The 26191-nt window shown below is 60.4% G+C and carries 23 protein-coding genes and 1 tRNA gene; 11 read left to right on the top strand and 13 right to left on the bottom strand.

Annotation, left to right across the window (positions count from 1 at the left end):
* Positions 1-168: 168 nt before the first annotated feature.
* The gene (locus tag FJW10_RS10180; protein WP_140899992.1) at positions 169-879 is read right to left on the bottom strand and encodes an SIMPL domain-containing protein; all 711 of its coding nucleotides are present in this window, start codon (positions 877-879) and stop codon (positions 169-171) included.
* 222 nt (positions 880-1101) lie between these two features.
* On the opposite strand from FJW10_RS10180, the gene FJW10_RS10175 reads away from it, so the two are divergent.
* Positions 1102-1177, top strand: a tRNA-Ile gene (locus FJW10_RS10175).
* Positions 1178-1554: 377 nt separating this feature from the next.
* Here FJW10_RS10175 and FJW10_RS10170 read toward each other — a convergent pair.
* The 4 genes from FJW10_RS10170 to FJW10_RS10155 form a co-directional block, all read right to left on the bottom strand.
* Positions 1555-3726, bottom strand: coding sequence for a hypothetical protein (locus FJW10_RS10170; protein WP_140899991.1), 2172 nt, complete (start codon positions 3724-3726; stop codon positions 1555-1557).
* A gap of 269 nt (positions 3727-3995) precedes the next feature.
* Positions 3996-5021, bottom strand: coding sequence for a cytochrome c peroxidase (locus FJW10_RS10165; RefSeq protein WP_246674197.1), 1026 nt, complete (start codon positions 5019-5021; stop codon positions 3996-3998).
* Positions 5022-5068: 47 nt separating this feature from the next.
* Complete coding sequence (locus FJW10_RS10160) at positions 5069-6742, bottom strand: hypothetical protein (RefSeq protein WP_140899989.1); 1674 nt, start codon at positions 6740-6742, stop codon at positions 5069-5071.
* Between the two features lie 20 nt (positions 6743-6762).
* A complete protein-coding gene (locus tag FJW10_RS10155; RefSeq protein ID WP_140899988.1) occupies positions 6763-7368 on the bottom strand; it encodes a hypothetical protein in 606 nt (201 codons plus the stop codon).
* Positions 7369-7502: 134 nt separating this feature from the next.
* Between FJW10_RS10155 and FJW10_RS10150 the strand changes: the two genes are divergently transcribed.
* The 4 genes from FJW10_RS10150 to FJW10_RS10135 all read left to right on the top strand — a co-directional run bounded on the left by FJW10_RS10150 (position 7503) and on the right by FJW10_RS10135 (position 9587).
* Entirely contained in the window at positions 7503-7775 is a 273-nt protein-coding gene (locus FJW10_RS10150) for a hypothetical protein (protein ID WP_140899987.1), read from the top strand.
* Positions 7776-7966: 191 nt separating this feature from the next.
* On the top strand, positions 7967-8659 hold the full coding sequence (locus tag FJW10_RS10145; protein ID WP_140899986.1) for an HNH endonuclease signature motif containing protein: 693 nt from the start codon (positions 7967-7969) through the stop codon (positions 8657-8659).
* A gap of 74 nt (positions 8660-8733) precedes the next feature.
* Entirely contained in the window at positions 8734-9294 is a 561-nt protein-coding gene (locus FJW10_RS30645; RefSeq protein ID WP_210239795.1) for a hypothetical protein, read from the top strand.
* The gene (locus tag FJW10_RS10135; RefSeq protein WP_140899985.1) at positions 9294-9587 is read left to right on the top strand and encodes a hypothetical protein; all 294 of its coding nucleotides are present in this window, start codon (positions 9294-9296) and stop codon (positions 9585-9587) included. Before FJW10_RS30645 ends, FJW10_RS10135 begins: the two co-directional genes overlap by 1 nt.
* A gap of 786 nt (positions 9588-10373) precedes the next feature.
* Here FJW10_RS10135 and FJW10_RS10130 read toward each other — a convergent pair.
* Entirely contained in the window at positions 10374-11249 is an 876-nt protein-coding gene (locus FJW10_RS10130; RefSeq protein ID WP_140899984.1) for an SMP-30/gluconolactonase/LRE family protein, read from the bottom strand.
* Between the two features lie 188 nt (positions 11250-11437).
* Here FJW10_RS10130 and FJW10_RS10125 point away from each other — a divergent pair, with 188 nt between their 5' ends.
* Entirely contained in the window at positions 11438-12163 is a 726-nt protein-coding gene (locus FJW10_RS10125) for a GntR family transcriptional regulator (RefSeq protein WP_181177483.1), read from the top strand.
* 21 nt (positions 12164-12184) lie between these two features.
* On the opposite strand, the gene FJW10_RS10120 is transcribed toward FJW10_RS10125, so the two are convergent.
* The 3 genes from FJW10_RS10120 to FJW10_RS10110 form a co-directional block, all read right to left on the bottom strand.
* Positions 12185-13009 carry an SDR family oxidoreductase gene (locus FJW10_RS10120; protein WP_140899982.1) on the bottom strand — a complete coding sequence of 275 codons (825 nt, stop codon included), beginning with the start codon at positions 13007-13009 and terminating at the stop codon, positions 12185-12187.
* Between the two features lie 30 nt (positions 13010-13039).
* On the bottom strand, positions 13040-14344 hold the full coding sequence (locus tag FJW10_RS10115; protein ID WP_140899981.1) for an amino acid deaminase: 1305 nt from the start codon (positions 14342-14344) through the stop codon (positions 13040-13042).
* Positions 14345-14507: 163 nt separating this feature from the next.
* A complete protein-coding gene (locus tag FJW10_RS10110; RefSeq protein ID WP_140899980.1) occupies positions 14508-15218 on the bottom strand; it encodes a LuxR C-terminal-related transcriptional regulator in 711 nt (236 codons plus the stop codon).
* A 362-nt stretch (positions 15219-15580) separates the two neighbouring features.
* Between FJW10_RS10110 and FJW10_RS10105 the strand changes: the two genes are divergently transcribed.
* The 5 genes from FJW10_RS10105 to FJW10_RS10090 all read left to right on the top strand — a co-directional run bounded on the left by FJW10_RS10105 (position 15581) and on the right by FJW10_RS10090 (position 21170).
* Positions 15581-16540 carry a DUF3445 domain-containing protein gene (locus tag FJW10_RS10105; RefSeq protein ID WP_246674196.1) on the top strand — a complete coding sequence of 320 codons (960 nt, stop codon included), beginning with the start codon at positions 15581-15583 and terminating at the stop codon, positions 16538-16540.
* Positions 16537-17127 carry a dimethylamine monooxygenase subunit DmmA family protein gene (locus FJW10_RS30375; RefSeq protein ID WP_181177482.1) on the top strand — a complete coding sequence of 197 codons (591 nt, stop codon included), beginning with the start codon at positions 16537-16539 and terminating at the stop codon, positions 17125-17127. Before FJW10_RS10105 ends, FJW10_RS30375 begins: the two co-directional genes overlap by 4 nt.
* The gene (locus FJW10_RS10100) at positions 17127-18122 is read left to right on the top strand and encodes a PDR/VanB family oxidoreductase (RefSeq protein ID WP_181177481.1); all 996 of its coding nucleotides are present in this window, start codon (positions 17127-17129) and stop codon (positions 18120-18122) included. The genes FJW10_RS30375 and FJW10_RS10100 overlap by 1 nt, the downstream gene beginning before the upstream one ends.
* A 247-nt stretch (positions 18123-18369) precedes the next feature.
* Complete coding sequence (locus tag FJW10_RS10095) at positions 18370-19812, top strand: NAD-dependent succinate-semialdehyde dehydrogenase (RefSeq protein WP_140899977.1); 1443 nt, start codon at positions 18370-18372, stop codon at positions 19810-19812.
* Between the two features lie 89 nt (positions 19813-19901).
* Complete coding sequence (locus tag FJW10_RS10090) at positions 19902-21170, top strand: four-carbon acid sugar kinase family protein (RefSeq protein WP_140899976.1); 1269 nt, start codon at positions 19902-19904, stop codon at positions 21168-21170.
* Between the two features lie 27 nt (positions 21171-21197).
* On the opposite strand, the gene FJW10_RS10085 is transcribed toward FJW10_RS10090, so the two are convergent.
* The 4 genes from FJW10_RS10085 to FJW10_RS10070 all read right to left on the bottom strand — a co-directional run bounded on the left by FJW10_RS10085 (position 21198) and on the right by FJW10_RS10070 (position 26190).
* Positions 21198-22100, bottom strand: coding sequence for a DMT family transporter (locus tag FJW10_RS10085; protein ID WP_140899975.1), 903 nt, complete (start codon positions 22098-22100; stop codon positions 21198-21200).
* Between the two features lie 88 nt (positions 22101-22188).
* Positions 22189-23568, bottom strand: coding sequence for an aminotransferase (locus tag FJW10_RS10080; RefSeq protein WP_140899974.1), 1380 nt, complete (start codon positions 23566-23568; stop codon positions 22189-22191).
* Between the two features lie 128 nt (positions 23569-23696).
* Complete coding sequence (locus FJW10_RS10075) at positions 23697-24854, bottom strand: acyl-CoA dehydrogenase family protein (protein ID WP_140828194.1); 1158 nt, start codon at positions 24852-24854, stop codon at positions 23697-23699.
* A 73-nt stretch (positions 24855-24927) separates the two neighbouring features.
* Complete coding sequence (locus tag FJW10_RS10070) at positions 24928-26190, bottom strand: acetoin dehydrogenase dihydrolipoyllysine-residue acetyltransferase subunit (protein WP_140899973.1); 1263 nt, start codon at positions 26188-26190, stop codon at positions 24928-24930.
* Position 26191: the final 1 nt, after the last annotated feature.

Raw genomic sequence — 26191 nt, 5'->3', positions numbered from 1 at the left:
GAGGATCAGCTGTCAGATCTTCTGCGAAGATCAATTCAGATATGATCTTCTGCGAAGATCAATCTTGAGTAGCGGAGCCCCTCAAATGAGGCGCGGCTCCAAAAAAAGCCCCGGAGGATGATTCCTCCGGGGCTTTTTTTAACGGCATGCCGGCGACTGGGCCGGACGTCACTTCAGCTCGAAGGTGACCGTGACCTGGACGTTGTAGGAATTCTCGCCCGCCTGCGCCGGCACGGCCGAACGGGCCGCATCGAACGACTTGGCCGCCATCGGCATCGGCACCGGCGCGACATTCTGGTCGGTGATCTCGAGCACCTTGCCCAGGCTGACGCCGGCCGCTTCGGCGAGCGTCTTTGCCTTGGCCATCGCGTCGGCGACGGCCTTCTTGCGCGCCTCGGTGATCGTCGCCTTCGGATCGTCATTGGTGAAGGTGATGCCGCCACCCTGGTTGACGCCGAGCGACACCGCTTTATCGAGAATCTCGCCCGTCTTGTCGACGTTGCGCACGCGCACCGACAGCGTGTTGGTCACCTGATAGGCGACGAGTTGGGCTTCCTGGCTGCCGTCGGCCTTGTTGGTGTAGTTGTAGCGCGGGTTGATCTGGATGCCGGCGGTCTGCAGGTCGCGGTCGGCAATGCCTGCGGATTTCATCGCCGTGATCACCGCCGCCATGGCGTCGTTGTTGGCATCGAGCGCTTCGCGCGCGCTCTTGGCCTCGCGCATGACGCTGAGCGAAAGGATCGCCATGTCAGGCGCCACCGTCGCTTCGCCTTCGCCGGACACGATGATGCGGGGCGGGGGCTGGGTGTCGGCGGCGCTTGCCAGCGCCGGGAACGCGACCGCGGCAGCGAGCGCGATGGGCAAAAGATGTCTGGTCATGAAAACTCCTCGAAGTCTGCGGTCCGCCGCCCGTGCCGCATCTCACTCGACCCCGCAAAGGCGCCGATTCCCTGCAGTGCGGTGCATGGGCCTGGACCTGTTCACGCGCCTTATGAGCGCAAGCCGCTCTACGCAGCGAATATGGGCTGATTTTGACGGTTCCCGCCAGAGCTTTCGAAAGCCTTGTGCGGACGAACGAAAAACACTAAGCCAGCCCGCGTGGGGCCTGTAGCTCAATGGTTAGAGCCGGCGGCTCATAACCGCTTGGTTGGGGGTTCGAGTCCCTCCGGGCCCACCAGAACGACTGCTTAAGTGCCTGATTTTTATGAATTTTTCAGAAGGGGCCCACGACTTGGACTCGAACCCCCTAGCTCTGACCAAGCACTGATTGGTCGCACGTCCGCTACACTCCGCAGAAATCGGGGTCTCCGGGGTCTGAATTGGCCAATCCAATCAGGCGGTTGGACCTGGCTGCCGAGAATGTGAATCAGGCGATCCTCGACAACTGATTCAAGTGCAATGTGTGAAGACAGGAGCGCTTCGAATCTGTCCTGAGAAGGTCTACGAGTTCGGCCCCAACGCGGTCGACAGACCGTTCTCCAATTGGCCATCGACTGGGTTCCTGGAAGCTTTTCGAACTTTCTGGGTGGTGCCGACGGGCGGATTGGTCACCCTTTAGTCACTCGATCGAGGAGCCCGCTTTCGAAGTTCGCGCCAGGCACGGTCTTCTTTTTGCAAGAGGGACTGCTGATGCCTTGCACACACGTTCTTAACCGCGCGTCCGACCTTGGCGATGTCGGCACGCAGCCGGTCCGGGGAGGCGCCCAGAGTCTCAGCTATAGATTCCGCCGTGGTGTTTTCCCGCATGTATTCGCGCGAAGCCACTGCCATCTCGGGACCAACGGGAAATATGCTGCGGCGGATGTTGATGTGGTCACCCACAATTTCCAGTTGAAAGGGGTTCTCCAGAGCCCGGATGAAATGATCCGGCGTCGGCTGATCCCCGTGCCATAGATCGAAGAGAGCGGATCGATGCAGCAAAGTCACATCATCGGTGACATGGTGGGCCGTCTTTGCGTGCACATACCTGCCTTCGAAGAATCTCGTGACAGCTGACCAATCCGTAAAGTAGACGCCATCCTGTATTCCCGGCAAAGAGAACGGCAGCGAATTCAGTATGCACGGAACGACCTCCTTGTTCGCGGCCTCGGGGCCAAATTCCTCAGTTAAGATATCGGGGTATCGGCGAAGCGCACCCGCCAGGCGCTGGAGCTGGCGTGCGTTCGAGCGGTTTTCAAGTGCGAAGTAATATGCCTGTACGGGGTTTCGGCCCGAGAGGCTGCGATTCTTACACTCAAACAGAAAAACACGGTCACCCCAGAAAAGGACGGCATCGAATTCATATACCTGTCGCTCGCGTTTGACCTTAAAGCCGCGGCAATTCATTCCACGATCAGTGAAGAAGTTACGGACGCTTGACTCGAAAGCGGCTCCCTTGCGCGACAGTTGCTCGCTCAGTCTGGCAAGGTTTGAGAGGATAACGCTGACCATATGGGTGGCGAGAACGGCCGGAGCGAAGAGAATAAGCTTGCCGCTGGCGGTCCTTACCAACGGACAATCGTACATGTCGCGACTGGTCCGCCCCAAAGACACGTGCCCGAGAAAGATCCGCATCGCCTCCGCAGAGAGCCCCACCTGCTGCAATCTGGTGGACAGCTCGGCCTCTTCGATAAGGATTACGCCACCAGGGCTACTGTCGAAGCGCTCCTCCGCCAAGCCTTTCAGGAATGCATAGCCACGCAGCCATTCGACCAGCCGGAGTTTGCCCGGCCGACCAAGATCCTCGACCACCGCGTAGCCTAATATTGCGGACAACGATACGGCCGAATGAGCCTCCTCGGCCGACACGTAAGCATCGGGAAGCAGAGGGGCGGGACCAGCGATGCCGCGTGATCCCTGAAGCATTCGCGTTTCAAAGGACATCTCCAGAAACGTCTGCACCAGACGATCCTGCAGCCGTTCGTTGGCGATGAAATCCCACAGCCACGTTTCCGTCAGGCCTGTGTCGATTACGCGCCGGATATTATCGGGCAGCCCTTGTGGAAGGTCCTCCCCCGTCAGCTCGGTCCACTCTGTTTCTAGAAATCTGCGGTGTTCCTCCGTGCGCTCCCACCGACCCCAAAAGATGCCGAGGAATTCGGTGGAACCCGCCTTGTAGATGGCTTCCTCATCCGCAGGTTCGAAGTCCGGCACGACGAGCAGACCGTTTTTGTCGAACCAATCGTTGGTATACCCTTCCATCAAGAGAGTGCTGGTCAAAGTCTTGACGATCGCGTCGGAGGCTGCATCAGGCGAAAAGTCGTTGCCATCGTCGTCTTTCAGCAGAACGCCTGCCATGGCCTGAAGGGGTTCACCTTGGCGTATTGCTGCAGCTACGCGCTCATTTACGTCCTTATACTGAGCGTTTGCGCGCTGTAGGTAGGCGGCTACCCTCACGTGAGGCAGCAACTTCGATACTTCAGCGCGCCCGAGCAATGTGAGAACGCCGCGATAACCATCCTCGATCGTCCGAAACGTCGCGCGGACGCTCTCAAAACGAGACAGCGCGTCATCTCCTAAGCGTTCCTTGAGATATCCGGCCAGTCCGTCGAGCAGCTCGTCACGTAGCTTCTCCCGTTTCGGGTCTGGATGTTTGAGCACTAACCGCCCGCATCGCCTTACGTGGCCGAGCAGTTCATCGGCGAGTGTTTCATCGAGCTCAATCGCGTCCAAGTGCGTTTTAACTTTTTGCCATGACAAGCGGTCAAGGGCGTCTTTGATCTCGCCTTCACTCAGATGCTTTTCCATGTGACCTATCTGCGGCTCGACTGCGCCGGCTATTCAACCAAAATGGGCGGCAATCTCTGAGCGCATGTTTGGTCCCTTCGCAAGGCATGTGCGAAATTCAGTGGGTCGCCCCGCGCAGTCCACCACGAAAAATTCTTCGCTTAGCTAGCTCTTGTATGACGATCGTCCTGCTAAGCCTACATAGGGCGCCGGCATGTGCGAGGTTGCGACAAGGCGCCGATTCCGCACACCATCTTCACAGGCCTAGGAGGCGCGATTGTATAACCAGTTCACTTACTTGGTCCCGCCTTTTGATACCATGGCCTATCAAGCGTGCTGGCACTTTGGGCGGCAGCTTCCGCTTCGGGGCTGGTTAACGACTTAAGAAACGCTACCAGCGCTGCCTTTTCAGAACCGTTCAAATAGAGCGGGTGAATTGACGGTGAGAGATTTGGATTTGCGTTGCCGCCGCGATTGTAGAAGTCCACGACTTCTTCCAACGTGCCCAAGCTGCCATCGTGCATATAAGGGGCGGTCAGAGTCAGATTCCGCAGGAATGGAGTCCGAAACTCGCCCCATTCGGTCTCGTCGCGCGACCAGGCATATCTACCGGGATCGCGGAACCTTCCCCACTGATACCCAACACCCAGATTGTGATACCGGAAATCCGAAAAAAGCGCGAGACCTCCTCCCAACGCGTTGAACTCGGGATGGAAAACATCATGGCAATTTAGGCAGCCTCCTTTCGTGGAGAACACCTCCAGGCCTTTGATCTCCAGAGCGTCCAGCGCGCCAGCGTCGCCGCCGAAAAGGTAGTGATCAAATGCACTGTTGCCTGAAACCAGAGACCTTTCGAATGAAGCTAATGCCGTTCCCAAGTCTTCGGCGTTCGGTTCTTCATCGAAAACGTTCCGAAAGAGGGAAACGTACTCCCGATTCGATTTTAACGCGAGGACGGCGCTTGCGACATCCTCTCCCATCTCTCCGCTCTCATGAAACGCGCCTGAAACTTGGTCTTCGAGTGTACGAAACCGTCCATCCCACATAACCGACGGGAGGAATCCAACGTTGTAGAGGGATGGGGCGTTACGACTTTGTATTATCCCGCCGTCGCTAATGCTATGAGGACGTGGGTCTGCGTACCCAAATTTAGGGTCGTGGCACGTTGCGCAACTGGTGGTCCCGGTTCGGGATAGAGAGCTGTCAAAGAATAGCTTCTTTCCCAACCCAACCAATTCGTATGTAAGAGGTCGGTCCAGCGGTATGTCCGGTTCGATCAAACCCAACGGTCGCGACACCTTGAATGGCTGCGCCATCGCCACAACGCTGGTGAGCGCGAATAGCGATAGCGTCAGGACCCGCTTCATTTAACGGTCAGTTCAAGCGTTGTAATATGAAGCTTGTCCGCCCCAGGGGCGATGATACGCGTCAGCGGCACTTCTCGCACCGTCTCATCGACGGCGTTCTTCGTCGGCAAGTCGGTGACCAACTCCTCAAACCTCTGCGCAATCGTCCCCTTAGAGGTTTCGGCAGAAAATCGCTTAGCCGCGTCCATAAGTTCCTTTTTGCTGTCGGCGTCTATGGGCACCTCTTTGAGCACTTTGCCGATCGCCTCGATACGTTCCGGATCGGAAGTTGAGTTTGCCACGGCGACAGCAAACTCTGAGGCAATCTCACTCATGTCGACCTTTCCGGGGTCCAGGTTATAGATCGCGTTAGGCAGGGTGCGTGGAAAGACAGTTGCCAGATCAAGAAGTTTCTCAGCCCCTGCTGGCGCAGAAATACCAATCGCCGCATCGGGTATCACTGATGTACCATTGCCCGCGGTATCGAGGGCATTGAACCTAATCTGCAAATCCGTCCCAGGGGCAAAGGGTCCAATAACTGCCTCGAAGAGCGTTGGCACTACGAAGTTTCCTGACTTATAGTTATGGGATGCTCCGGCCCACGTCAGGCCCCTGTTGGTGGAAAACTGCGTCGTCACTCCAGTCGCCTCCAAGACCCCCGAACCCTTGTCGGAAACGAGAACTTGGATTCCGATCCGATGATCGGCGGTCGTGACTAACCTGTAATCGGTCACAGTTGGAGGGATAGTGTCATATACCTGAAACCATTCGCGTTGCTGCCAGATCGCATTTTTGGTGACGTCAACGAGTGAAAGCCTGGCTTCCAGGAAGTCGCCCTCGTTCAGTATTGAGGGCGCCTTCATCGAAAGCGTGCCACGGATGGCTTGATTGGGAGCGAGCACAAACGGATCGCTGCTCGCTGGAATGCCCTCAATCTTCCACCCTGAAGGGTAGGGTGTGCGCTCGAGAAGCCATCGCACTGTTTTTGGCTCAGCGGTGTCGTTCTTGAAGACGTAATTAAAAACATTCGTGTAGTCGGGAGCGACCCGGTGCGGCACATTCCAGGATTTCCCCTTTGTGTTGTCCAAAGGGTTCACGTCGACTGCTCCAACCGTCTCCACAGTCGCGCGCACGTCATAGCGCCGACGCTCGCGATCGAATTGGTCGATGATGTTGTTCAACTCTCGGCTGGACTTCATCCGCAAAATTTTGCCTTCCCGTCCGCCGTCCTTAACGGCGGGAATGCGCACCGTTTTCATGTCGTCTGGAGGCTCGAGTTGGAGAATTGGTTTGCCTTCCTCATCGAGGATATCCACCCAGACGCGCCCCTCGGCCGCCGTGTCGCCGAGGTTTCGGACCCTGACCTCGACTTCCTCGACTTGCGCTGCGTTGCGCCAAGCGATGGACATGCCCGGGCGACTTGCAGGCCCGCTGAAATCGCCGCCCAGAACAACCTCAGTTGGAAGGAGTGAATCTTCTGCCCCAGCGAATTTCGTCGGATCGCCTGTTTCGAGTTTGCCCCAAGAATTCGGTCGCTTGAATGTTTCATCGTCGGCTATGCCGAGATCGACGCCCTTTACTTCGACCAGCACATTTCTGGAAACGATGTCTTTCTCGTCAGCGCTTCTGCCCCGACTTGGGAGTATGAGTAGAACCCCCGCGGCAATTACAGGCAGGATGAAATACTGCAATCGCATGATATCCTCTGTCCTTATGGTAGCGCCAAGGACAACTTATGTCGTCCTATACGTGACTTAATCTCTTGATATGCGCTGATCAGAGTCAACGAGGCGGGTGGAGCAACCACTCTTTTTCTCGCTGCGGATGTCCAGCTCTCCAGAACAATGTCGTGGCGACCGCTGGACGTGTGCTCCTCCTTCGAGAGCACGAGACCCCACCCTTCAAGTTTTTTTCTCTCTTTTGTAAGAGTTGTCCTAGACATTTCGAGCTCAGAAACTATAAAATCCAAGCCAACCGATCCGAATTTTTCTACTATCTCGAATAAACGAAGCCCTTCCGGCGACAAAGAACTCTTTCGCCAGCTTATCCGCTTGTCATCCAAGGCAATCTTGAAAATCGGATTCCAGATATTTCGATGAACTAACGTAACTTTGTAGTCTATAAGTTTGACTACGATTACATTCGGGTCGTTAGCTAGTGCGGAATACGCGTTGTAAGCATCGTTCGCCCGATCATGACCCCACCAATTTCCAGTTACACCAGGCCCCAATATTAAATCTACCAATGAGACCAGGCCTTCTGCTGGGCTCAAAGGGATTAATCCGTGGCTCTCCAAATATATTTTGGCGTCTTTCATTGGACGCGCCTAAATGGTTCAAACTGAGGCTACCAGAATTGGGCGCAATGTCGAGTGGATTCTTGTGATCAATGTACAGCAAAGCGCAAGTTCTGTGTCGAGTACTGAGCACAGTTCCTTGGAATGATTTACAAATGCAACTCTTGCGCGCGAAGCGGAAATACCTGGTCGGTTATCGCGCACTGGTCGTAGAAACGACGGTATGGAATCTGGTGAGTCTGACCTTGTTGCTTCCCTGGCTTGTCGTGGCGATCCAGCAGATCATTGAGGGCGACGCTTCGATCTCTTTCATTCTGCCGGCGCCTACATCGACAGCGACGTTAGTTTCGACAAGCTCTCTTCCGGTTGATTTGGTCAAGCGCGGCCGACGATCGAGGCCTTTGAAGTTGAGCGGCTATCCGAAGTAGCGCGGACGGCCGCTACACCGTGCTAGGTGGGTTGCTAGCCTGTCGGTCTTGGGTAATTTGCGAACTAGCAACTTGTGGTTTTGTCGATGGGCTAAGGCACACTTACCGATCATCCAGCCAAAGGACCCTGGACTACTTACGAGCAAACTGCAAATCCTGTATGCTTGCCAGCAACATAGTGGAGTTTCTTGGTGGCAGAAAGAAAGGCAATAGCGGCAGCAACACGGCTACGGCTGTTCTCTGAATCGGCGGGTCATTGTCAGAAACCGGACTGCCTCGCCCCTCTATTCCCGGTCGAGTTAGGTGGGGACAAGCATATTGCCGAAATGGCGCATGTCATTCCGCATGGCGAGACCGGACCACGTAGTGAAGATCGGCCAGCCGTTGACTTCGACCCAGACACCTTTGAGAACCTAATATTGCTATGCCCGACGTGCCACACCAAGATTGATAAGGACCCCGATAGCTATCCTCGCCACATCCTTCTGGAGTGGAAGCAGAACCACGTTGCCAACTTGGCGGCGAAGCAAGGGATCAGGAGTTATGAAGACCGTGCCCAGGCGAGAGCAGCGGTCGCCGGCGTCATGGCCGAAAACAAGGCAATCTGGGACAAATTCGCCCCTGAGCATGGTTCCGACTTTGAGTATGATCCGGAATCGGAGTCCGCGCAGGCATGGGCGCAGCGGATGAGGAGCGTCATCTTGCCCAATCACTATCGCGCTCAAGCCATCATCAAGGCGAACTTAGGACTCGCTACTGCCAACGAGCGTCGAGCTTTTGCGGAGTATCAGGAGCACGTGCGTGGTCTTTCGGAGCGCCACGTCTGCGGTGTCGCCGGTCGCGCAATCCGTTTCCCTCAAGCGATGGAAGGCATTTTCACTTGAACTGGCAAGTCAGATACGCACTCGCCAATATGCCAAAGCAGACAGGCTCAACCGTGGAGCATGCGGAGGGGGAGTTGATCCGGATCGTGACGCCGAATAAACCGGACGTGCTAGCTGCGATCTCGGCCGCCCACGAGATCGATGAGGCGACGGCGGTGAGCTACCGGAAACAATATCCTGCGCTGGATTTCCTGTGTGGCTATCGGTCAGCCTGCGTTTGGCAGGGAAAGGCTATTCAATATCTCGAAGACGCCGGCGTAGGCTGGGGCAATTTTGGAACGCTGACCTCGGCTATGCTCGATGGCAACGCAAATACCGCTTCTCACAAGGTGTACAAATTCTCTGATAGGCTTCTGCGACAATATGGTCGGATGCAGGAGGTGGTCCGCGAGTATGATCGCATCCACCGAGTTTCGCTCGAAAGTGGCGCGAGCGTCAGGATCGGTATGATCGCAGACTACGAGCCCACTGCGGACGCTGTTCGCACTCTGTGGGAGCAGTTTGGTCCCATCGATATCGTTTGGAACATCAATCCAAATGGCAGTCCTTCGCCCGAAGCGATTGCTGCGGGGCAAGAACTCGGGTGCGAGGTGATGAAATGGGACGAGCTGAGAGAATATCTGAGAACAGCTTGATGGCTGCAGGCGAGATTGCGGCTTATCTACTGGGCTGCTGCAGCTCCTTGGGCCGGTTCGAGTCCTACATGTTCGGTTCGACCCTAAACGGTATCGGCGAGGATATCGACATCCTGGTCGTTGGCTCAGTTAGCGATGCACTGTTACAGCTCAAACAGGAGTTGCAGGCTGCGAGCGAATGCCTGCCGCTTCACATTCTCTATATGCAGCCCACTGAAGTGCAACACACTGAGTTTGTGACACGAGAAAAGTGCGTACCGCTCACGCAACTAGCGTCCTCGGTGGCTGTGTGATGAAGTTCACATCCTCCCGTAACTGAGTGCGGCGCACGACAGGTTTCAGGGGCCCGTCTGCACGACTCAAACGTCCTAAATGAGGTCGTATGGAGAACGGCCGCTTGTCTCAAATGCCTGCCGAGACCTGACAGTCCGCTTACGGCCAATTGCCCGCCCTTCTGGAGAATGTCCCGAACGTTCCCAAACGATGCTACAGTCGACTGTTCACGGGAGCATGCGGAACGATACGGGAAGCTTTCTGATTTTGGCCCACGAAAGAGATAATAAAATCAACGACTTTAAGACGTCCTCCGAGCCCACCATTATCGTTATTTATCAATGCTCTATAGGGCGGTTCGCCACGAAGTTTCGCCAAAGTTGATTTCAGAAGTTGATCCAGTCACTCGCCCACAGCATTTATCTTCTGCCGTATGACAGCTTTCCGCCGCACATCTGCCGTAACGATCAGCATTGCCGTTTCTTGAAGGCAGACATCACCAGTGACCACTCTCGAATCATGGCCGCATTCGTCGCCAGCTACGGACAGGCGGACGTGCTGGATGCGGGCTAGAGCAATTCCAGGAAAAGTGTGAGCGGTTTTCCGTCCGAAATTGCGCAAAAACGAAGGGATATAGCGGTTCGCCGTTTCCGTGAAACGGTCAAACGCTCTAGACGACATCCTGGCCGCTGATCGCTGCGGGTCGAGCTTGGGACCCCATCACTGACTCGCGACACAGACACAATCTCTGACGCAATGCGCCGGAGCCAGATCGCTCCGTGCGAGCGAGTTTCTGGATAAGTCTCTCAACCGAAGACGCCTGTCGGGGTGCCGGCAACATCCATTTCTACCGAGATGAGCGTTCCCATCTCATATCTGCCCGGGCGATCCGTGCGAAGCGATGTGATGAAGAGTGTCTTCAGGTCGCCGCCGCCGAAGCAGGGCATGGTCGGCGCCGACATCGGCAGCGCGAACGTATCGGCTATCCGACCGTCGGGAGCGAATTTGGTGATCCGGCCAGCCGTTACCCCGGCGACCCAATAGTTTCCATCCACGTCCATGGCGGCGCCGTCCGGCAAACCGTCGCTTTCTGTGAATGTCGCCAGCCTTCGTTCTCCAGACAAATGGCCACTTTCCGGGTCGAAGTCATAGGCCTGCACGTAGGCTCCGCGCGAGTCGGCATGATACAAGGTATTGCCGTCGGGACTCCAGGCCAGCCCGTTGGACACCTTCAGTCCCTTCACCACTCGGGTGCATTCCCCCGTCGACGTAACCCGGTATAGCGAGCCGGTCGGCTCGCGCGGCAGGCTGTCGTGCATCGAGCCCACCCAGAAGCATCCATCCGGCCCGACCTTCCCGTCGTTCAGTCGGTTCATGTCCATGTCGGGCTCCGGGTGGACCAGGAATTCCAAAGTCCGCGATACAGGATCGAAAAGGTGGACGCCGGTCCGCAGCGCGGCCACCAGGCGGCCGCCGCTGGCTAGGCCGATGCTGCCGACGGCGCACGGCATCGGGTAGCTCGTCAGACCGTTTGTCTCGGGATCGAGCGCGTAGATGCACGGCGCCAGGATGTCGACAAACCAGAGCAAGTTGCGGCCGGCATCCCAAACCGGACTCTCGCCGATGGCCAGATCGAGGTCTATGTGTTGCTTTAGGGCTCCTTGAAAGTCGATCGGTCTCATTCGTTGGTTTTCTCCACCCGACATCGAAGCGCTACAGGGCCTATGTTGGTCGTTTTGATGTAGCAAAATGTACCTCGATCATATCGGCTTTACCGTTCCGGGAATTTTGAAATAGTAGATGCCAGAACCATGCGAATGAACGTACGCAATCCGCGATGATCGCCAAGCGAGCCAACCAGCAGGCCCCCATGACCATCCAGGAAGCCGACGATAGCCTAGCGCTCAATCGGGACAGCCTCTCGGAGCGAATTTACGCACGACTGCGCTTGGCGCTGATGACGGGGCAGTATGAACCTGATTCCCGGCTGAACATTCGCAAACTGGCGCTGATGTACCGGACGTCGCCGACGCCTGTGCGCGAGGCCATCGGCCAGCTTGTCCGGGAAGGCGCGCTCGAACTGAAGCCGGGCTATCAGGCCCGGGTGCCGGTCATCTCCATCCCCAGATACATCGATATCCGCGAGACGCGCGCGCCGCTCGAACGGCTCGCGGCGGAACTGAGCGCCGTCAACATCACCACGGATGACATTCGCAGGCTCAAGGACCTGCACAGGGCGTTCGTCGAGGCTGAGGCCGCCGAACATTGGAAGGCCGCCCTGTCGGCGAACCAGGAATTCCATTTCACGATCTACCGGGCCTCGAACAACGACGTCCTGGTTCGGGTCATCGAGAACCTCTGGCTGCTCGCCGGCCCCTTCGTGACGCATCAATATCCGAGCATCCGTCAGGCGTCGTCGGACGTGCACCCGCATCTGCTGATCATCGATGCCCTTTCGCGCCACTCCCCCTCGGAAGCGGGCGAACTGGTGGTGAGGGATCTGCGGGAGGGCTCCTACCGGATCCTCGAACAACTCAAGCTCACCGAGGCAGGTTCGAGGAAGAAGTCGACGCGCCGCCAAAAGCTGGACGATTGAGAACCGGGCGCACCGACAATTTCAGGCGGATGTGCCGAAGGCGCGACGGGCTTTGAGCTTTTCCGCGCCGATAGCCTTGTTGCGCTCGTACATCTTCGCCAGCGCGCGTGGTTTGACGCCAATCTCGCGTACGAATCTGCCGCGCTCGGCGGGAATGTAGACCTCGGCCGGCTTTTTCGCGACGGCCTCGAGAATGGTCCGCCCGACATGCTCGGCGGCGACCGGACTGCCGGCGAAGGCAAGCGCCATGGCGTCGTCCTGAGCTTCCTGCTCCAGCATGGGTGTTTCGGTCGCCGTCGGATAGACGATCGTGAAGCGGACCGGACTGAGGCGCTCCTCGATGGCCAGCGCGTGGTGGAAGGCCCGCAGCGCGTGCTTCGACGCGGCGTAGCTCGCTATGCCAGGGAAGGGCAGGAAGGCCACCATGCTCGCGACCGTGACCAGATGGCCTGAACCCTGCGCCTTGAAGCGCGGCAACGCGGTCAGCATGCCGATGGCCGCGCCCATGAAATTTGTGTCGAGCGTGTGCCTGTGCTTCTCGATCGGCACATCGATCGCAAAGCCGGTGTGGACGATGGCCGCGTTGTTGATCAGCACGTCCAGCCGGCCGTGCTCAGTCCAGATATGATCGAGCACCGCGTTCCAGTTCTCTTCCGATCGGATATCGAGGTGCCTGGCGGATGCATCCCTGCCAGTCTCGGCGGCCACCGCGCGGGCGCCGGCTTCGTTGATGTCGGCAAGGACGACTTTATGGCCGGCGCTCGCGGCGAGTCTTGCCGTTGCCGCTCCGATGCCGCTCGCGGCGCCGGTAACCAGTATGATCCTCGACCCTTGTTTCCTGCTCATCGCGATGCCTTTGTTCCAACGCCGGCGTTTTCAGAAATAGGTCCGGATCGATCCGGTCACCCGGTAGGACGGATCGACGAGGTGGATGACCCGCCATTTGTCGAAGGTCAGGCATGGGTGCGAGATGCCGAAGCCGATCAGGTCGCCGACGCGCAGCGGCGAACTGGCCGGCAGCGAAAGATGACAGTGCTGATCGTTCAGCCTGGTCACGACATGCCCCGCCGGCACCGGCTGAGGCACCGTCATGCCGCCATCCGGCCGGTACCAGCTCAGCGCCACCGGCAGGTCGTCATAGGAGATATCCCGCTTGCCGAAGCCGATGATTGCTTTCTCGACTTCGGGCCGCGACTGCACGTAGGCCCACACCTCGAGCGCGGGTTCCAGGCCGCCATGCGAGTCGGCGAGCGTGCTGTTGCGCTCGCGCATCGCGTCCATGGCGCGAACGTAGAGCACTGAATCGTGCGTGATGTAGCAGCCCGAGCGCAGCAGGATCCGCGTCTCGCGTCCGAGCCTGGCCGCCGACAGCCGCGTGGCGACAACGTCGAAGAAGGACGATCCTCCCGCCGAGAGCAGCACCGTGCCTTCGGCGAACAACTGCTGCGAAGCGCATCTTTCGGCAAGCTCGACCATCGAGCCAAGCAGGCTTTCTACCTGCGCCAGCGTTTCAGCGTTCGACGGCCCTCGAATGAGACCTTCGAAGCCTTCGATGCCGGCGAGCGCCAAAGTGCCTGACGCATGCACCGCCCGCGCAACGATGATCGCCTGCTCGACCGTGCGGCATCCGGTCCGTCCGCCGACATAGCCGAGTTCGACCAGGACTTTCATGGGACGGCCAAGCTCCGCTGCCCTGGCGGCCGAAGCCAGGGCTTCGACATTCGACAGATCGTCCACCAGACAGAAGAACTCGAAGGCCGGATCATTCGCCAGTTCGCGCGTGACGTAGTCGATCGCGCTTTTGCCGATCAACTGGTTGGCGAAGAAGATCCGCGAATATCCGAAGGCGCGCGCGACCTGGAGCTGATGCGCCGTAGCGACGGTGATGGCCCAGGCGCCGTCATCGAGCTGCATGTCGAAAAGCGCCGGGCACATTGTCGTCTTGCCGTGAGGGGCAAGGGCCACACCGCTGTCTCCGAGAAAGGATTTCATCCATTCGCGGTTATGGCGCAGCGCATCCTGTTTGATGACGGCTGCCGGGAGCGGAATGTCTTCCCGCAACAGGCTCCACCGCTGATCCGCGACCGTTTCAATCGCGACGTTCGAGATCGTTCCCGGGACGCCTTTGTCGAGTGGGCTGAGAGGCGGGTGGGCGGCCTTCGCCACTGCCGAAACTATCATGTCGTCGATCCGGAAGCTGATTTTGATATATCATATTGCGAAATAGCCAAACGTTGCAAGTGGCCTTGAGGGGGCCCCTACAGCCTTGACCACCGGCAACAGGTCGACGCTTCCGTTGGGGGTGAGACAATCTTGACGGGCCGATGCCTGCGGCTCGCAGTGGTTATCTCGCCATTTCGGCTTTGCGCATCTCGGCGACGAGCGATGTGCGGTTCCCGACATCGAGCTTTGCGAACAGGCTCTGGAGATGGGTCTTCACCGTGGGCAGGGAAATCGCCAGCTCTTCACCGATCTCGTGGTTGGTCAGGCCCTTGCCGACCAGGTCGGCGATCTCGAGTTCCCGCTTCGACAACAGGAATTCCCTTGCGAGCCTTCTTCTGGCCCGATCGCGTGTCACTCTTGGGTGCAGCGCGAGACTGGCCTCGACATAGCGCTGCATGCTCTGGGCCAGCTTCCAGGCTTCCGGCGAGACGCAATCGTGGTCATCCCTGGCCACAAGTCCCAGCCCGGCAACAGCGCGGCCTTCATGCCAGAAGACCATCTCCAAGGCGTCCTTGATCCCGCTGAGCGCCATATACGGTCGGTACAAGTCGAGAGCCTGGCTTTCGGCGCATGCGCGCTGCAAGGTCTGGGTGCGCGCCTGCCGGCTGATCATCCGCACGGGACTGCACGGGTCATGCGCGTAGAAGGTGGATTGGTAGATGTTGAGCCGATCGAGGTCGACTGCTTCGCAGGCCGCTATCTGCATGCGCATACCTTCGTCGATCCAGTAGAAGATCGACGACGGTATGTGCGTCGCCTCCATGGCGAACTGAAGCAGTTCGACGATCGGCCTGGCCTCCTCGCCGTCCAAGACAAATTGGGTCGCGCTCATCCTGCGCCTCGACTGCAACCGGTTTCCAAGCCGCGAGATTGCGTTCGATCGAAGGTCAAATCAACATCTTCCGCCGCGATCGCGTGCTTGGGGAAGATCATCCTTTCGGACGATTGACCTGGCGGACCTCCCCGATGCCAAGATGGGGCATTCCGGAGCGGCGGTATGCCGTGCCCGGGACTCACCCTTCCGCCGGGAAGAACCTGCGCCGATCGAGGCCATGCGGGGAGAATTTGAATTTGTCCATCACGCCACGAAGCGGCGACCTTGCGCCCAACGTTTTTCGCGGCGACATGACGTTCCGGAACTCGGACGCCGGCATTCTGCGCTTTCCCTTTCCGTTGGACACCGACCGCTTCGAGATGAAGGGGGTGGGCGTCGAGCCGCAAGATCGAAACGGGCCGACCGCGGCCTACAGATCGCTCTTCGATGTCGATGAGCATTACCTGAACGAGGTCGCCGAACGGGCATTCGTCCTCGACTACGACCGCTCGCGCTATCACGTGATGCCGCACATGGAAGAGGCGCAATGGGAAGCTGCGGACTACATCATGCGCGCGCTGGCGCGGGACTTCCCGGCGCATTTCTCCTATCGGCGCGAGGGCCGTGACTGCCGATGGGAGAACCGCCTGCTGGAGGAGCGGCGGGATTTCGTCCTTGGCCGCGCCGAGACGCTTCCCTGCGAGGCGTTCGAATACATCACCCGCCAGGCCCAGGGCGACTTCGTGCTCATGGATCAGCGCCAGGGCACGCTCTGGCTGGACGGCGGCATGGTGACCGCCTCATACGGGTGGTCGTTCGATTTCATCCTGGGAATGAACTGGCATGACTGGCATGGAACGCTGGTGGGAGCGGCGGCCGAGAGCCGGGTCATCGACCAGGCGCTGCGGATGACGATGATGCTGTCGGCCGAGGCACCGCAAAGGCGGGTTACGTGGGTGCACGCCGTGCGGCCGCGTCTCGACAAGTCGTTGGAGAACAAGATCGTCTGGCAGCACGACATCGACGGCGTCACGGCGGAGACGGTGCCCGACGACGTCTTCGTGCGCAGCGAATTCCAGCAGCTTTATCGCTTGCCGCGCAGCAATGCGATCATCTTTGTCCTGCGCAACTATCTGCTGTCGTTGCGCGACGTGGCGCGGGTGCCGAAGTGGGCGGCGCGCCTGCACCGTGTGCTGCGCGATCTCGATCCCGGGCTTGCGCGGTTTTCCAACATCCACTTCCGGCGCGAATGCGTCGACTGGCTCGCGCGGTTCGATGACGGGCGCCCGCTTTCGCCCGGCGCCGGCCCCGATACCGACCGGCTGGAGCCGCGCCCTTGACCATCGGCATCGAGAGTTCGTCGAAACCCGTCTATGGCAGGCTGGCCTGGCGGGCCGCGCAGCAGCACGTCCTGGTGTCGGACGAAGCCGGCCTCATCGCCATCGAGCGCCTTCTGGCAACGCCATGTCCGACCGGCGCCGGATCCATGCACATCCACATTCTGGGGCGCGGGAACCGGATCGGGTCCTTGTCGAACGCGCCGGAAACAGCGCTTGAACGGCATCCCGACGAAGCGGGCTTTTCCGCCACGCTCTCGGCTTGCATGGACGCGCTTGCGGCGGCGAGCCGGCTCTATGTCGCCGGTTCCGAAGCCTTCCTCTCGCTGGTGCGCCGGCTGGCGCGGGACCGGGGTCTTGGCGACGACATCATGCTTGCCGAACTGGCTGGCGCCGGCGCTCGCCGCGCTCAATGCGTGCATTGCAAGACGGTGTACGACGACATTGCCCACCGCGCCTTCGACTGCCCCCGCTGCAAGGTGATGCTGGTCGTTCGGGACCACTACTCGCGGCGTATCGGCGCCTATCAGGCCGTCGTTCTCCATCCCTCGGATCCCAACATGTCCGCCCTGCGGCAGGAGGCTCTCTGATGGATATCGCCGACAAGGGATTCCTGAGGCTGAAGCTGGCCCGTGTCGAGGCCGTCTCCCAGAATGTGAAAAGCTTCTTCCTCGAGCATCCGCACGGGCTCGATCTACCGACCTTTTCACCCGGGTCCCATCTTGTCCTAATGGTCGATATCGGTGGACGCGTCCGCCGCAACGCCTATTCGCTGACCAGCGATCCCGATGATCGCCACCACTACGCGATCTCGGTGCTGCATCAGCCTGAAGGGCGAGGCGGGTCGCGGTTCCTTCACGAAAGCCTTCGCGCCGGGGACGAATTGACGGTCCGCCGGCCGTTGAATTTCTTCCCCGTGGATCGGCTGGCAAGGCGCCATCTGCTGATTGCCGGTGGCATCGGGATCACGCCGTTTCTGAGCATGGCGCGTGAGCTGGGCCGCATGGGCGCGGCCTTCGAACTGCATTATTCGGTCCGCTCGGCGGAAGATGCCCCCTTCGTTGCCATGCTCCACGCCCGCTGTGGCCCGAACGTGCATGTACATGACAGCGGGGCAGGCACGCGCCTCGATATCTCCGCGTTGCTCCGCGACCAACAGACCGGCACCCATGTCTATGTCTGCGGATCGCCGAGGATGATGGGCGCTGCGGTCGAGGCAGCCGGCGCGGTGGGCTGGCCGTCGTCATGTTTTCACTCGGAACGGTTCAAGGCGACGGCGGGGGGCGTACCGTTTTCGGTGCTGCTGCCCGGGAAGGAAGGGCGCGTCATCGAGGTTTCCTCCGACCAGTCGATGCTCGAAGCGCTGGAGGATGCAGGCGTCGAGATCGATTCCATGTGCCGCGTCGGAGCTTGCGGCAAATGCCGGCTGAAGGTGCAGGGCTGCACCGGCAGGATCGTCCACAACGACCACGTTCTGGATGCAACGGAGCGGGCTGAAGGAAGCGCCATGATGCCCTGCGTCTCGAGGGTGATGGGCGGCCAGGTGGCGGTCAAGGCTGACACATGCGACGGCAATGCCGGGTGAGGTGACGGATCGTAATGTTCGCGTGCGCTGTCCGTAGCCTTTCGGCGGCGTTCAAAGTGCGAAAAAAATCGACTAAAACCGCTCGGCACCGTAGCGAACCAGGGCGAGATATTCTATCAGGGGCCAGCGTTGAATATCGTCTAAAGAAGGCGCCTCCGATCGCGCGCGGAACGGGCAGACCCAGCTGACCGTGACGGGCAGGAGTGATCTGCAAGTGCGCAAGGACGGATGCAAGGAGATTGATGGAATGTCGTATCCCGAACATGTGCTGCTGCATATCGACGGCGAGTGGAAGCGGGCCGCGTCGGGCAAGACCTTGCCGATCATCAATCCCGCCAACGAGACGGTGCTGGGCAAGCTCGCCCACGCCGGGATCGCGGATCTGGACGAAGCGCTTGCCGCGGCGGAAAAGGGCTTCCAGCTCTGGAGCAGGACGTCGGCCTTCGAGCGCTACAAGCTGATGCGCGCGGCTGCCGTGATCGTGCGCGAGCGCGCCGAAACGATTGCCCGGATCATGACGGCGGAGCAGGGCAAGCCGCTGGCCGAGGCGAGGATGGAAACGCTCGCCGCCGCCGACCTGATCGACTGGTTCGCCGAGGAGGGGCGCCGCACCTACGGCCGTGTCATTCCGTCCCGCGCCGGGGGCGTCAGCCAGATCGAGGTCAAGGAACCGGTCGGTCCAGTGGCGGCCTTCACGCCTTGGAATTTTCCGCTCAACCAGGTCGTCAGAAAGCTGTCGGCAGCGCTTGCCACCGGATGCTCCATCATCGTCAAGGGGCCGGAGGAAACGCCGGCTTCCCCGGCGGAGCTCGTCAGGGCATTCGTCGATGCCGGCGTGCCGTCTGGCGTCGTCAACCTCGTCTATGGCGTCCCGGCCGAGATTTCCTCTTATCTCATTCCGCATCCGGTCATTAAGAAGATCTCGTTCACCGGCTCGACCGCCGTCGGCAAGCAGTTGGCGTCGCTCGCGGGGCAGCATATGAAGCGATCGACGATGGAGCTCGGCGGCCATTCGCCGGTGATCGTCCTTCCGGACGCCGATGTCCAGCGTGCCGCCAAGGTCATGGCGGGGTCCAAGTTCCGCAATGCCGGCCAGGTTTGCGTATCGCCGACGCGCTTTCTTGTCGACCAGAGCGTCTACGACGAGTTCGTCGAGGTCTTCACGACGACGACCAAGGCGATCAATGTCGGCGACGGACTCGCCGAAGGCACGACGATGGGCCCGCTGGTCAGCGAGCGGCGCGTCGAGGCGGTGGGTGCTCTCGTGCAGGAGGCTGTGCAGGCCGGCGCTGAGGTGATGACCGGCGGCAAGCGCATGGGCAATGCCGGCTATTTCTTCGAGCCGACCGTTCTTTCGCGGGTTCCGAAAACCGCCCGGATCATGAACGAGGAGCCGTTCGGACCTGTCGCCTTGATGGTGCCGGTCGATGGTTTGGACGAGGCGATCGAGGAAGCCAATCGGCTCAACTACGGCTTGGCAGCCTATGCCTTCACGCGTTCGGCCGACAGCGCCGCCAGGATGAGCGGCCGCGTTCGCTCGGGCATGCTTTCGATCAACCATCTCGGCCTGGCCCTGCCGGAGGTTCCTTTCGGCGGGATCAACGATTCAGGCTACGGCACCGAAGGCGGCGCCGACGCGCTGGAGCCTTATCTCAACACCAAATTCGTCAGCCACCTGCAGGTCGAGTGACGGCATCGCGGAACTCGGCGCAGAGCCGGAGCAATTCGGCCGCGGGTGAGGCAAGTCAATGACGTGGCTCGGGAGGAGCTAGCGGTCGCATGAGTGTCAGGTTAGCCGTCATTGCCGACGATTTCACCGGCGGTCTGTTCGTTGCCAGCAACCTCGAAAAGATCGGCATTCCCGCCCTCTATGTCTGCGACCCGGATATCCTGCCGTCGGTCGGCAACCAGGATGTCGTGGTGATCGCCACGCGCCTGCGCTTCATGCCGCCGGCCGAGGCGGTAGCCATGCTGGATTCGTTGACGACGGCTCTCGACGCCATCGGCACCGAGTATATTTTCTACAAATATTGCTCCACATTCGATTCCACCGACGAAGGCAATATCGGTCCCTGCGCCGACTTCCTGGTCAAGAAGTACGACCAGCCGCGCCTGATCTTCGGCCCCGGCTATCCCGACCTTCGCACCTACGTGCATGAAGGCTACATGTTCTACAAGGATCGCCTGATCTCGGAATCGATCAAGCGCTTCGATCCGATCACGCCGATGAACGACCCGGATATGCCGAGGGTGCTGCAGCGCCAGACCGCCGAGAAAGTCGGGCTGCTGCCGCATCGTGTCCTGCATCGCGGCTCGACCTTCGCGCATGACTATGTGCGGGACCAACAGGACAAGGGCGTGCGCTACTTCCTCATGGACTGCGTCGACAATGACGATGTGGCGGTTGGGGCGACGATCTTCCGGCGCGACCGCGTCACCAGCGGCGCCGATGCCTTGGCGATCGAACTGGCTTTGCAGTGGGAAAAGGAAGGCGTCCGGCGCGCTCCGCAAGACCGGCCGAGGCCGGTCCGCGGGCAGGGCGGGGAGGCGGTTCTGGTGGGAAGCTGCAGCGAGGTCACGCTGCGACAGCGCGATCACTTCGCGCTTTCAAACCCGGTTCTCGACATCAACATCCGGGAGGACGAGCGCGATGTCCTGACGGAGAGATCCTTGAAGTGGGCGCAGACGCAGCTCGATGCCGGACGAGCGATCGGATTTTCCGTCGCCGGCGATCCGGATGCCGTCACGCGGGCGCAGTCGATGTTCGGCGTGATGGGAGCGGCTCGCAAGGCCGAAGCGATCCTGGCCGGCATCGCCAGGGGACTGGCTGACAAGGGTGTTCGCAAATTCGTCGTGTCGGGAGGCGAATCCTCCGGTGCGATCGTCCAGGCGCTGGGCATTCAAAGCATGCATGTGCTCCCCTTCGACGAGCTCGGCGCCGGCTCCTGCATCTCGCATGACGACAGGCGTATTTCGCTGTTCCTCAAGCCCGGAAAGATCGGCGCCGAGGATGTCTTTTCCGCGGCGCTGGACAAGATGAGGACGTGAGCGAAGGCCGCTATCGACCAGCCTTCCTCAGCGTATGCCGGGCGGGTTTGCGGGCTTGATCCGGCGTATGCGCTCGCGCAGGACCGTCAGCAGGCCCGCGCTGGCGATGATCCCCACTCCGATCACCGCCAGCAGATCGGGATATTCGTGGAAGACGATGATACCGAACAGCATCGCCCAGCCAAGCTGCGAATAGGCGACCGGCGCGATCTGTGTCGCGTTGCCGTGGCGCGCCGCACTCACGAACGCCCACTGGCCGAGACCCACGCACAGGCCCGACAGCGCCATCAGCACCAGATCGTTCAAGGCAGGGGCCGTGAAACCGTGAAGCACCATGCCGATGCCGTTGACCGAGACGAGGTAGAGGAACAACGTTCCCAGGATGCTTGTCTTCTTGGCGGCGGAGCCGAGGCCTCGCATGATGATGATCGACGTGCCGGTGGAAAGCCCGGCCACCATCGCGCCGAAATGTCCGAGCTGAAACGCCTGGAAGCCGGGCTTGACCGCCAGCAGGACGCCCACAAATCCGAGCAGCACGGCGAACCAGCGCCATAGCCCGACCTGTTCCTTCAGGATCAGGACGGACATGACGGTCACGAAGAATGGGGCGAGGAAGATGAGCGAGTACGCGTCGACGAGCGGAATCGTCGTGAAGGCATAGATCGCGCAAAGGCTGGACAGCACGCCGCATATGGCGCGCAAGTGGATGGGCCACGGACGGCTCATTTTCCAGAACTCGACCCAGCGCTCGTTCTCATGGCGTGTGGCCAGGAGGACTACCGAAGCGAAGGCGTTCTCGAAGAAGCCGATCTCGAAAACGCTCAAAGGCCCATGCAGGGCCTTGGTGAAAGCGTCCGACGTCGAGAAGCACGCATAGGCCGCGAAGGCGCAGACATAGACGTTGGTGAAGGGAGATTGCCGGGCTGGCATCGGCTGCGCCTGCGTTTTTCGTTGTTTGCCGGCCGTCGCTGTGACGACCGGAGTGCGAGAGCTGTCGGCGCGCCTCGCTCCCGTTTTCTCAGATCGACTTTGCCTGAATGGCCTTCTCGGTTTCCCGCAGTGCTTTCTCCATCTTGGAGCCGATCTCCTCCACGTCACGCTCGTCGATGATCAAAGGCGGGCAGAAGCCGACCGTGTCGCGCATCGCACGAACCACCAGGCCATGCTCATAGGCGCTGGCGGCAAGGCGGGCGCCAACCTGGCGCGCCGGCGCGAAAGGCGAGCCGGTTGCCGGGTCTTCGACGAGCTCGACCCCATACATGAGCCCGACGCCGCGAAGGTTTCCGACGATGGGTGAGTCCTTCGTCACATCGACGAGCGTCTGGTGGAGGAGCGCGCCCATCTTGCGGACATGGGCGACGATATCGAGTTCTTCGTAGATCGCGATTGTCTCCGCCGCGACGGCCGCGCCAACGGGATGAGCCGCATTGGTGAAGCCGTGGCCGAACGAGGTGCCGCCTTCATTGTAGCGCTCGACCGCCTCGAGGATCTTCGGCGACACGATCACGGCCGCGAGCGGGAAGTAGGAAGAGGTGATGCCCTTGGCGAGCGACATCATGTCGGGCGCCATTCCGACCGTCTCGCGCCCGAACCAGTTGCCGGTGCGGCCGAAACCGCAGACCACCTCGTCGTCGAGGCACAGGATATCGTATTTCGCCAGGATCTTCTGGACGGCCTCGAAATAACCGTTGGGCGGCAGGATGATGCCGCCGCCGGCAATGATTGGCTCGGCGATGAAGGCGGCGATCGTGTCCGGACCCTCCCGCAGGATCATGCGCTCGAGCTCGGCTGCCAGACGGGCGACGAAATCGGCCTCGCTTTCGCCGGGCAGCTTGACTCGATAGGTGTTGGGGCAAAGCGTGTGGATGAAGCCAGGCAGCGGAAGTCCGAACTCCCGGTGCATCATCTCCAGCCCGCACATGGATCCCGCCACGATGGTCGATCCGTGGAAGGCACGGTCGCGAGCAATGACCTTGCGCTTGGTCGGCTTGCCGCGCGAGGCATGGTAGAGCCAGGCCAGCTTCACCATGGTTTCGTTGGCTTCGGAACCAGAGGTCACGAAGAAGGCCTTGCCGCCCGGCATGCCGGTCAAGTCAACCAGCTTCTTGCTCAGCGTTGCCGCCTGCGGGTTCGTGCGCCCGTAGAAGCTGTGGTAGTAGCCGAGCTCTTCATATTGTTTCGCGGCCGCACGCCCGAGGCGCTCGTTGTTGAAACCCAGCGACGCGCACCAGAGTCCCGCCATGGCGTCGATATAGCGTTTGCCGTTTTCGTCGATGACATGCGCGCCGTCGCCCTTGACGACGATATAGGCGCCCTCGCGCGACAGGGCCTGCGGATTGGTCTGGGAATGCAGATGGTAGGCGAGGTCGGTCGCGTTGATTTCGGAATGCGCTTTCACGGCGGGCTCGTCGCTTGATTGGGGAAATTATGAGTCGATGATAGTGAAAAAAATTCGATTATCAACGATCGGTTAGGTGCACAGGGCGTCATTCGTAGAAGCCAGCACAGCGGCTTTGGCCGCGCCGGCTAGGCCGCGGCAGCTTCCTTCATCATGTTCCTCGCGATCAGGATCTGCTGGATCTGGGTCGTCCCCTCGTAGATGCGGAACAGGCGGACATCGCGGTAGGCCCGTTCGATGCCATATTCTTCCATGTATCCGGCGCCGCCATGGATCTGTACCGCCCGGTCGGCGACGCGGCCGACCATTTCGCTGGCAAACATCTTGCAGCAGGCGGCCTCGGTGGAGACATTTTCGCCGCGATCCTTCGATCGCGCCGTTTCGAGCACCATGCAGCGGGCGGCATAAGCCTCGGCGCGGCTGTCCGCCAGCATCGCTTGTATCAGCTGGAACTCGGCGATCGGCTGTCCGAACTGCTTGCGCTGCATGGCATAGGTCAGGCTGTCCTGGATGAGCCGTTCGGCCATGCCGACGCAGAAGGCCGAAATATGCAGACGCCCCCTGTCCAGAACCTTCATCGCGGTCCGGAAGCCCTGGCCCTCCTTGCCGCCCAGGACGGCTGTGGCCGGCACGCGGCAATCCTCGAAAATCACGTCGCAGGTATGCGAGCCGGCCTGTCCCATCTTCTTGTCGATCTTGCCGAACGACAGGCCGGGTACTCCTCGCTCGACCAGGAACGCGGTAACCGCGCCGCCGGGTTTTTGAGTGGTGTCAGTGCGGGCGAACACAGTGAAGAGATCCGCATAGGGCGCGTTGGTAATGAAGCGTTTGGTGCCGTTGAGGACATATTCGTCCCCGTCGCGGCGGGCCGTCATGCGCAACGAGCCGGCGTCGGAGCCGGCCTCCGGCTCGGTGAGCGCGAAGGAGCTGATCAGTTCTCCCGTCGCCAATCTCGGCAGGTATGACGACTTCTGGACGTCCGTGCCGTCCATCACAAGGCCCTGGGAGCCGATGCCGTTGTTGGTGCCGAACACCGACCGGAACGCCGGAGACGTCCGTCCAAGCTCGAAGGTGATGCGGACCTCTTCCTCCATGTCGAGGCCGAGGCCGCCATACTGCTGCGGTATCGACAGCCCGAACAACCCGAGCTCGCGCATTTCCTGCTTGATCTCGGCCGGCATGCTGTCCGTGCGGGCGATGTCGGCTTCGCGCGGAACCAGGCGCTCCCTCACGAAGCGCCGCACCGTCTCGCGCAACTGGTCGAAGAGGTCTGCTTCAAGGGCCATCGGGTCGTCTCACAATTGTCGGTCCGCAGTAAGCCGGACTTCGTCTCAAGCTCCGTCTTCCCGAAGAGGCGGCTCAACGGTCGGAGCGACCCAGGGCCAGCATCTCGTTGACGATCGAGAGCGTGAGCTCCGGCTGCTCCAGATACGGCATGTGACCGCATTGCTGGAAAGCATGGAGACCGACGCGGCCGGGAAGCGAATGGCAATGGGCAAACGGAATGATCCTGTCTTTCATGCCGGCGATGATGCGGACCGGGATACGCAGCCGTTCGAGGTCGGGCCGGATCGAGAAGGTCTGCGTGCCGTCGCAGAAATAGCGCTCTGCCAGGCTGGCCAACGCGCCGGACAATTCGTCGTCCTTGCGCTGATCCACCACGCTGCGCACGAAGGCTTCAGAGATCAGGCTGGGATCGAATACCAGCTCATGCAGCCAGGGCAGGATGCTGGAAGGCTGCTTGGCCGCGACGAAGCCCTTGATGAACTGATCGCGGATTTCCGGGCCGAGCCCCGCCGGCGATATCAGCAGCAGTGCGTTGACCCGGACGAACCCGCGGCTGGCGAGCTTTGCGGCCACCGCGGCGCCGAAGGAGTGGGCGACGAAGGTCGCCTCATCGACGCCTTCGGCCGCCATGCGTTGCTCGACCATGGCGCAGATCGCGTCGAGATCAGCCGGAACGGTCCTCGACGATCGTCCGTGGCCAGGCAGATCGACGGCCAGCATCCGCGCCCTTGGCCGCCCGGCGGCGAGCAGCCCGCGCCAGGCATTGTGGTCGGACGCAAAGCCATGCAGGGCGACGAGCGTGCCGGGGCCGTCCTTCTGCAACCAAACGGCATTGAGGGGCGAATCGCCGGCAACCGGAGACGGTTTCGGGGCCGCCGTAGGCAGATGGATGACGTCACGCTTTTGAATGCGTCCCTTCGGTCCCGAGCCACGAACGTTGCGCAGGTCGATCTGCTGCTGCTCGGCGATGCGTCTGGCCAGCGGCGTCGCAATGATGCGCGCTGAAGAGCTTTGCTGCGCCGGCTGGCTCTTGCCGTTGGCGGCAACGGCCATCGGCGCCGCTTTGGCGACCGGCTTGGCTGCGGCCTCGGGCTGCTCGCCGCTTTGCAGGATATGCGCGACGACCTCGCCAACCTGGACGTCTTCGCCGGCATTGCGGACATATGAGATAGTTCCGGATGCCGGGGCCTCTACCTCGACCGCCGCCTTGTCGTTGTCGATCTCGAAAAGGGCCTCGCCCTGGCTTACCGTCGCGCCATCTTCCTTCAGCCAGCGCGAAATCGTGCCGGCGTCCGTCTCTAGGCTGACTTTCGGAAAGATGACGGCAGTCGCCATG

It is taken from the genome of Mesorhizobium sp. B4-1-1, assembly GCF_006439375.1.
In the GTDB taxonomy this organism is placed as follows: domain Bacteria; phylum Pseudomonadota; class Alphaproteobacteria; order Rhizobiales; family Rhizobiaceae; genus Mesorhizobium.
The sequence above is the reverse complement of the archived record's forward strand: the minus strand, read 5'-3'. Positions and strand labels throughout refer to the sequence as shown.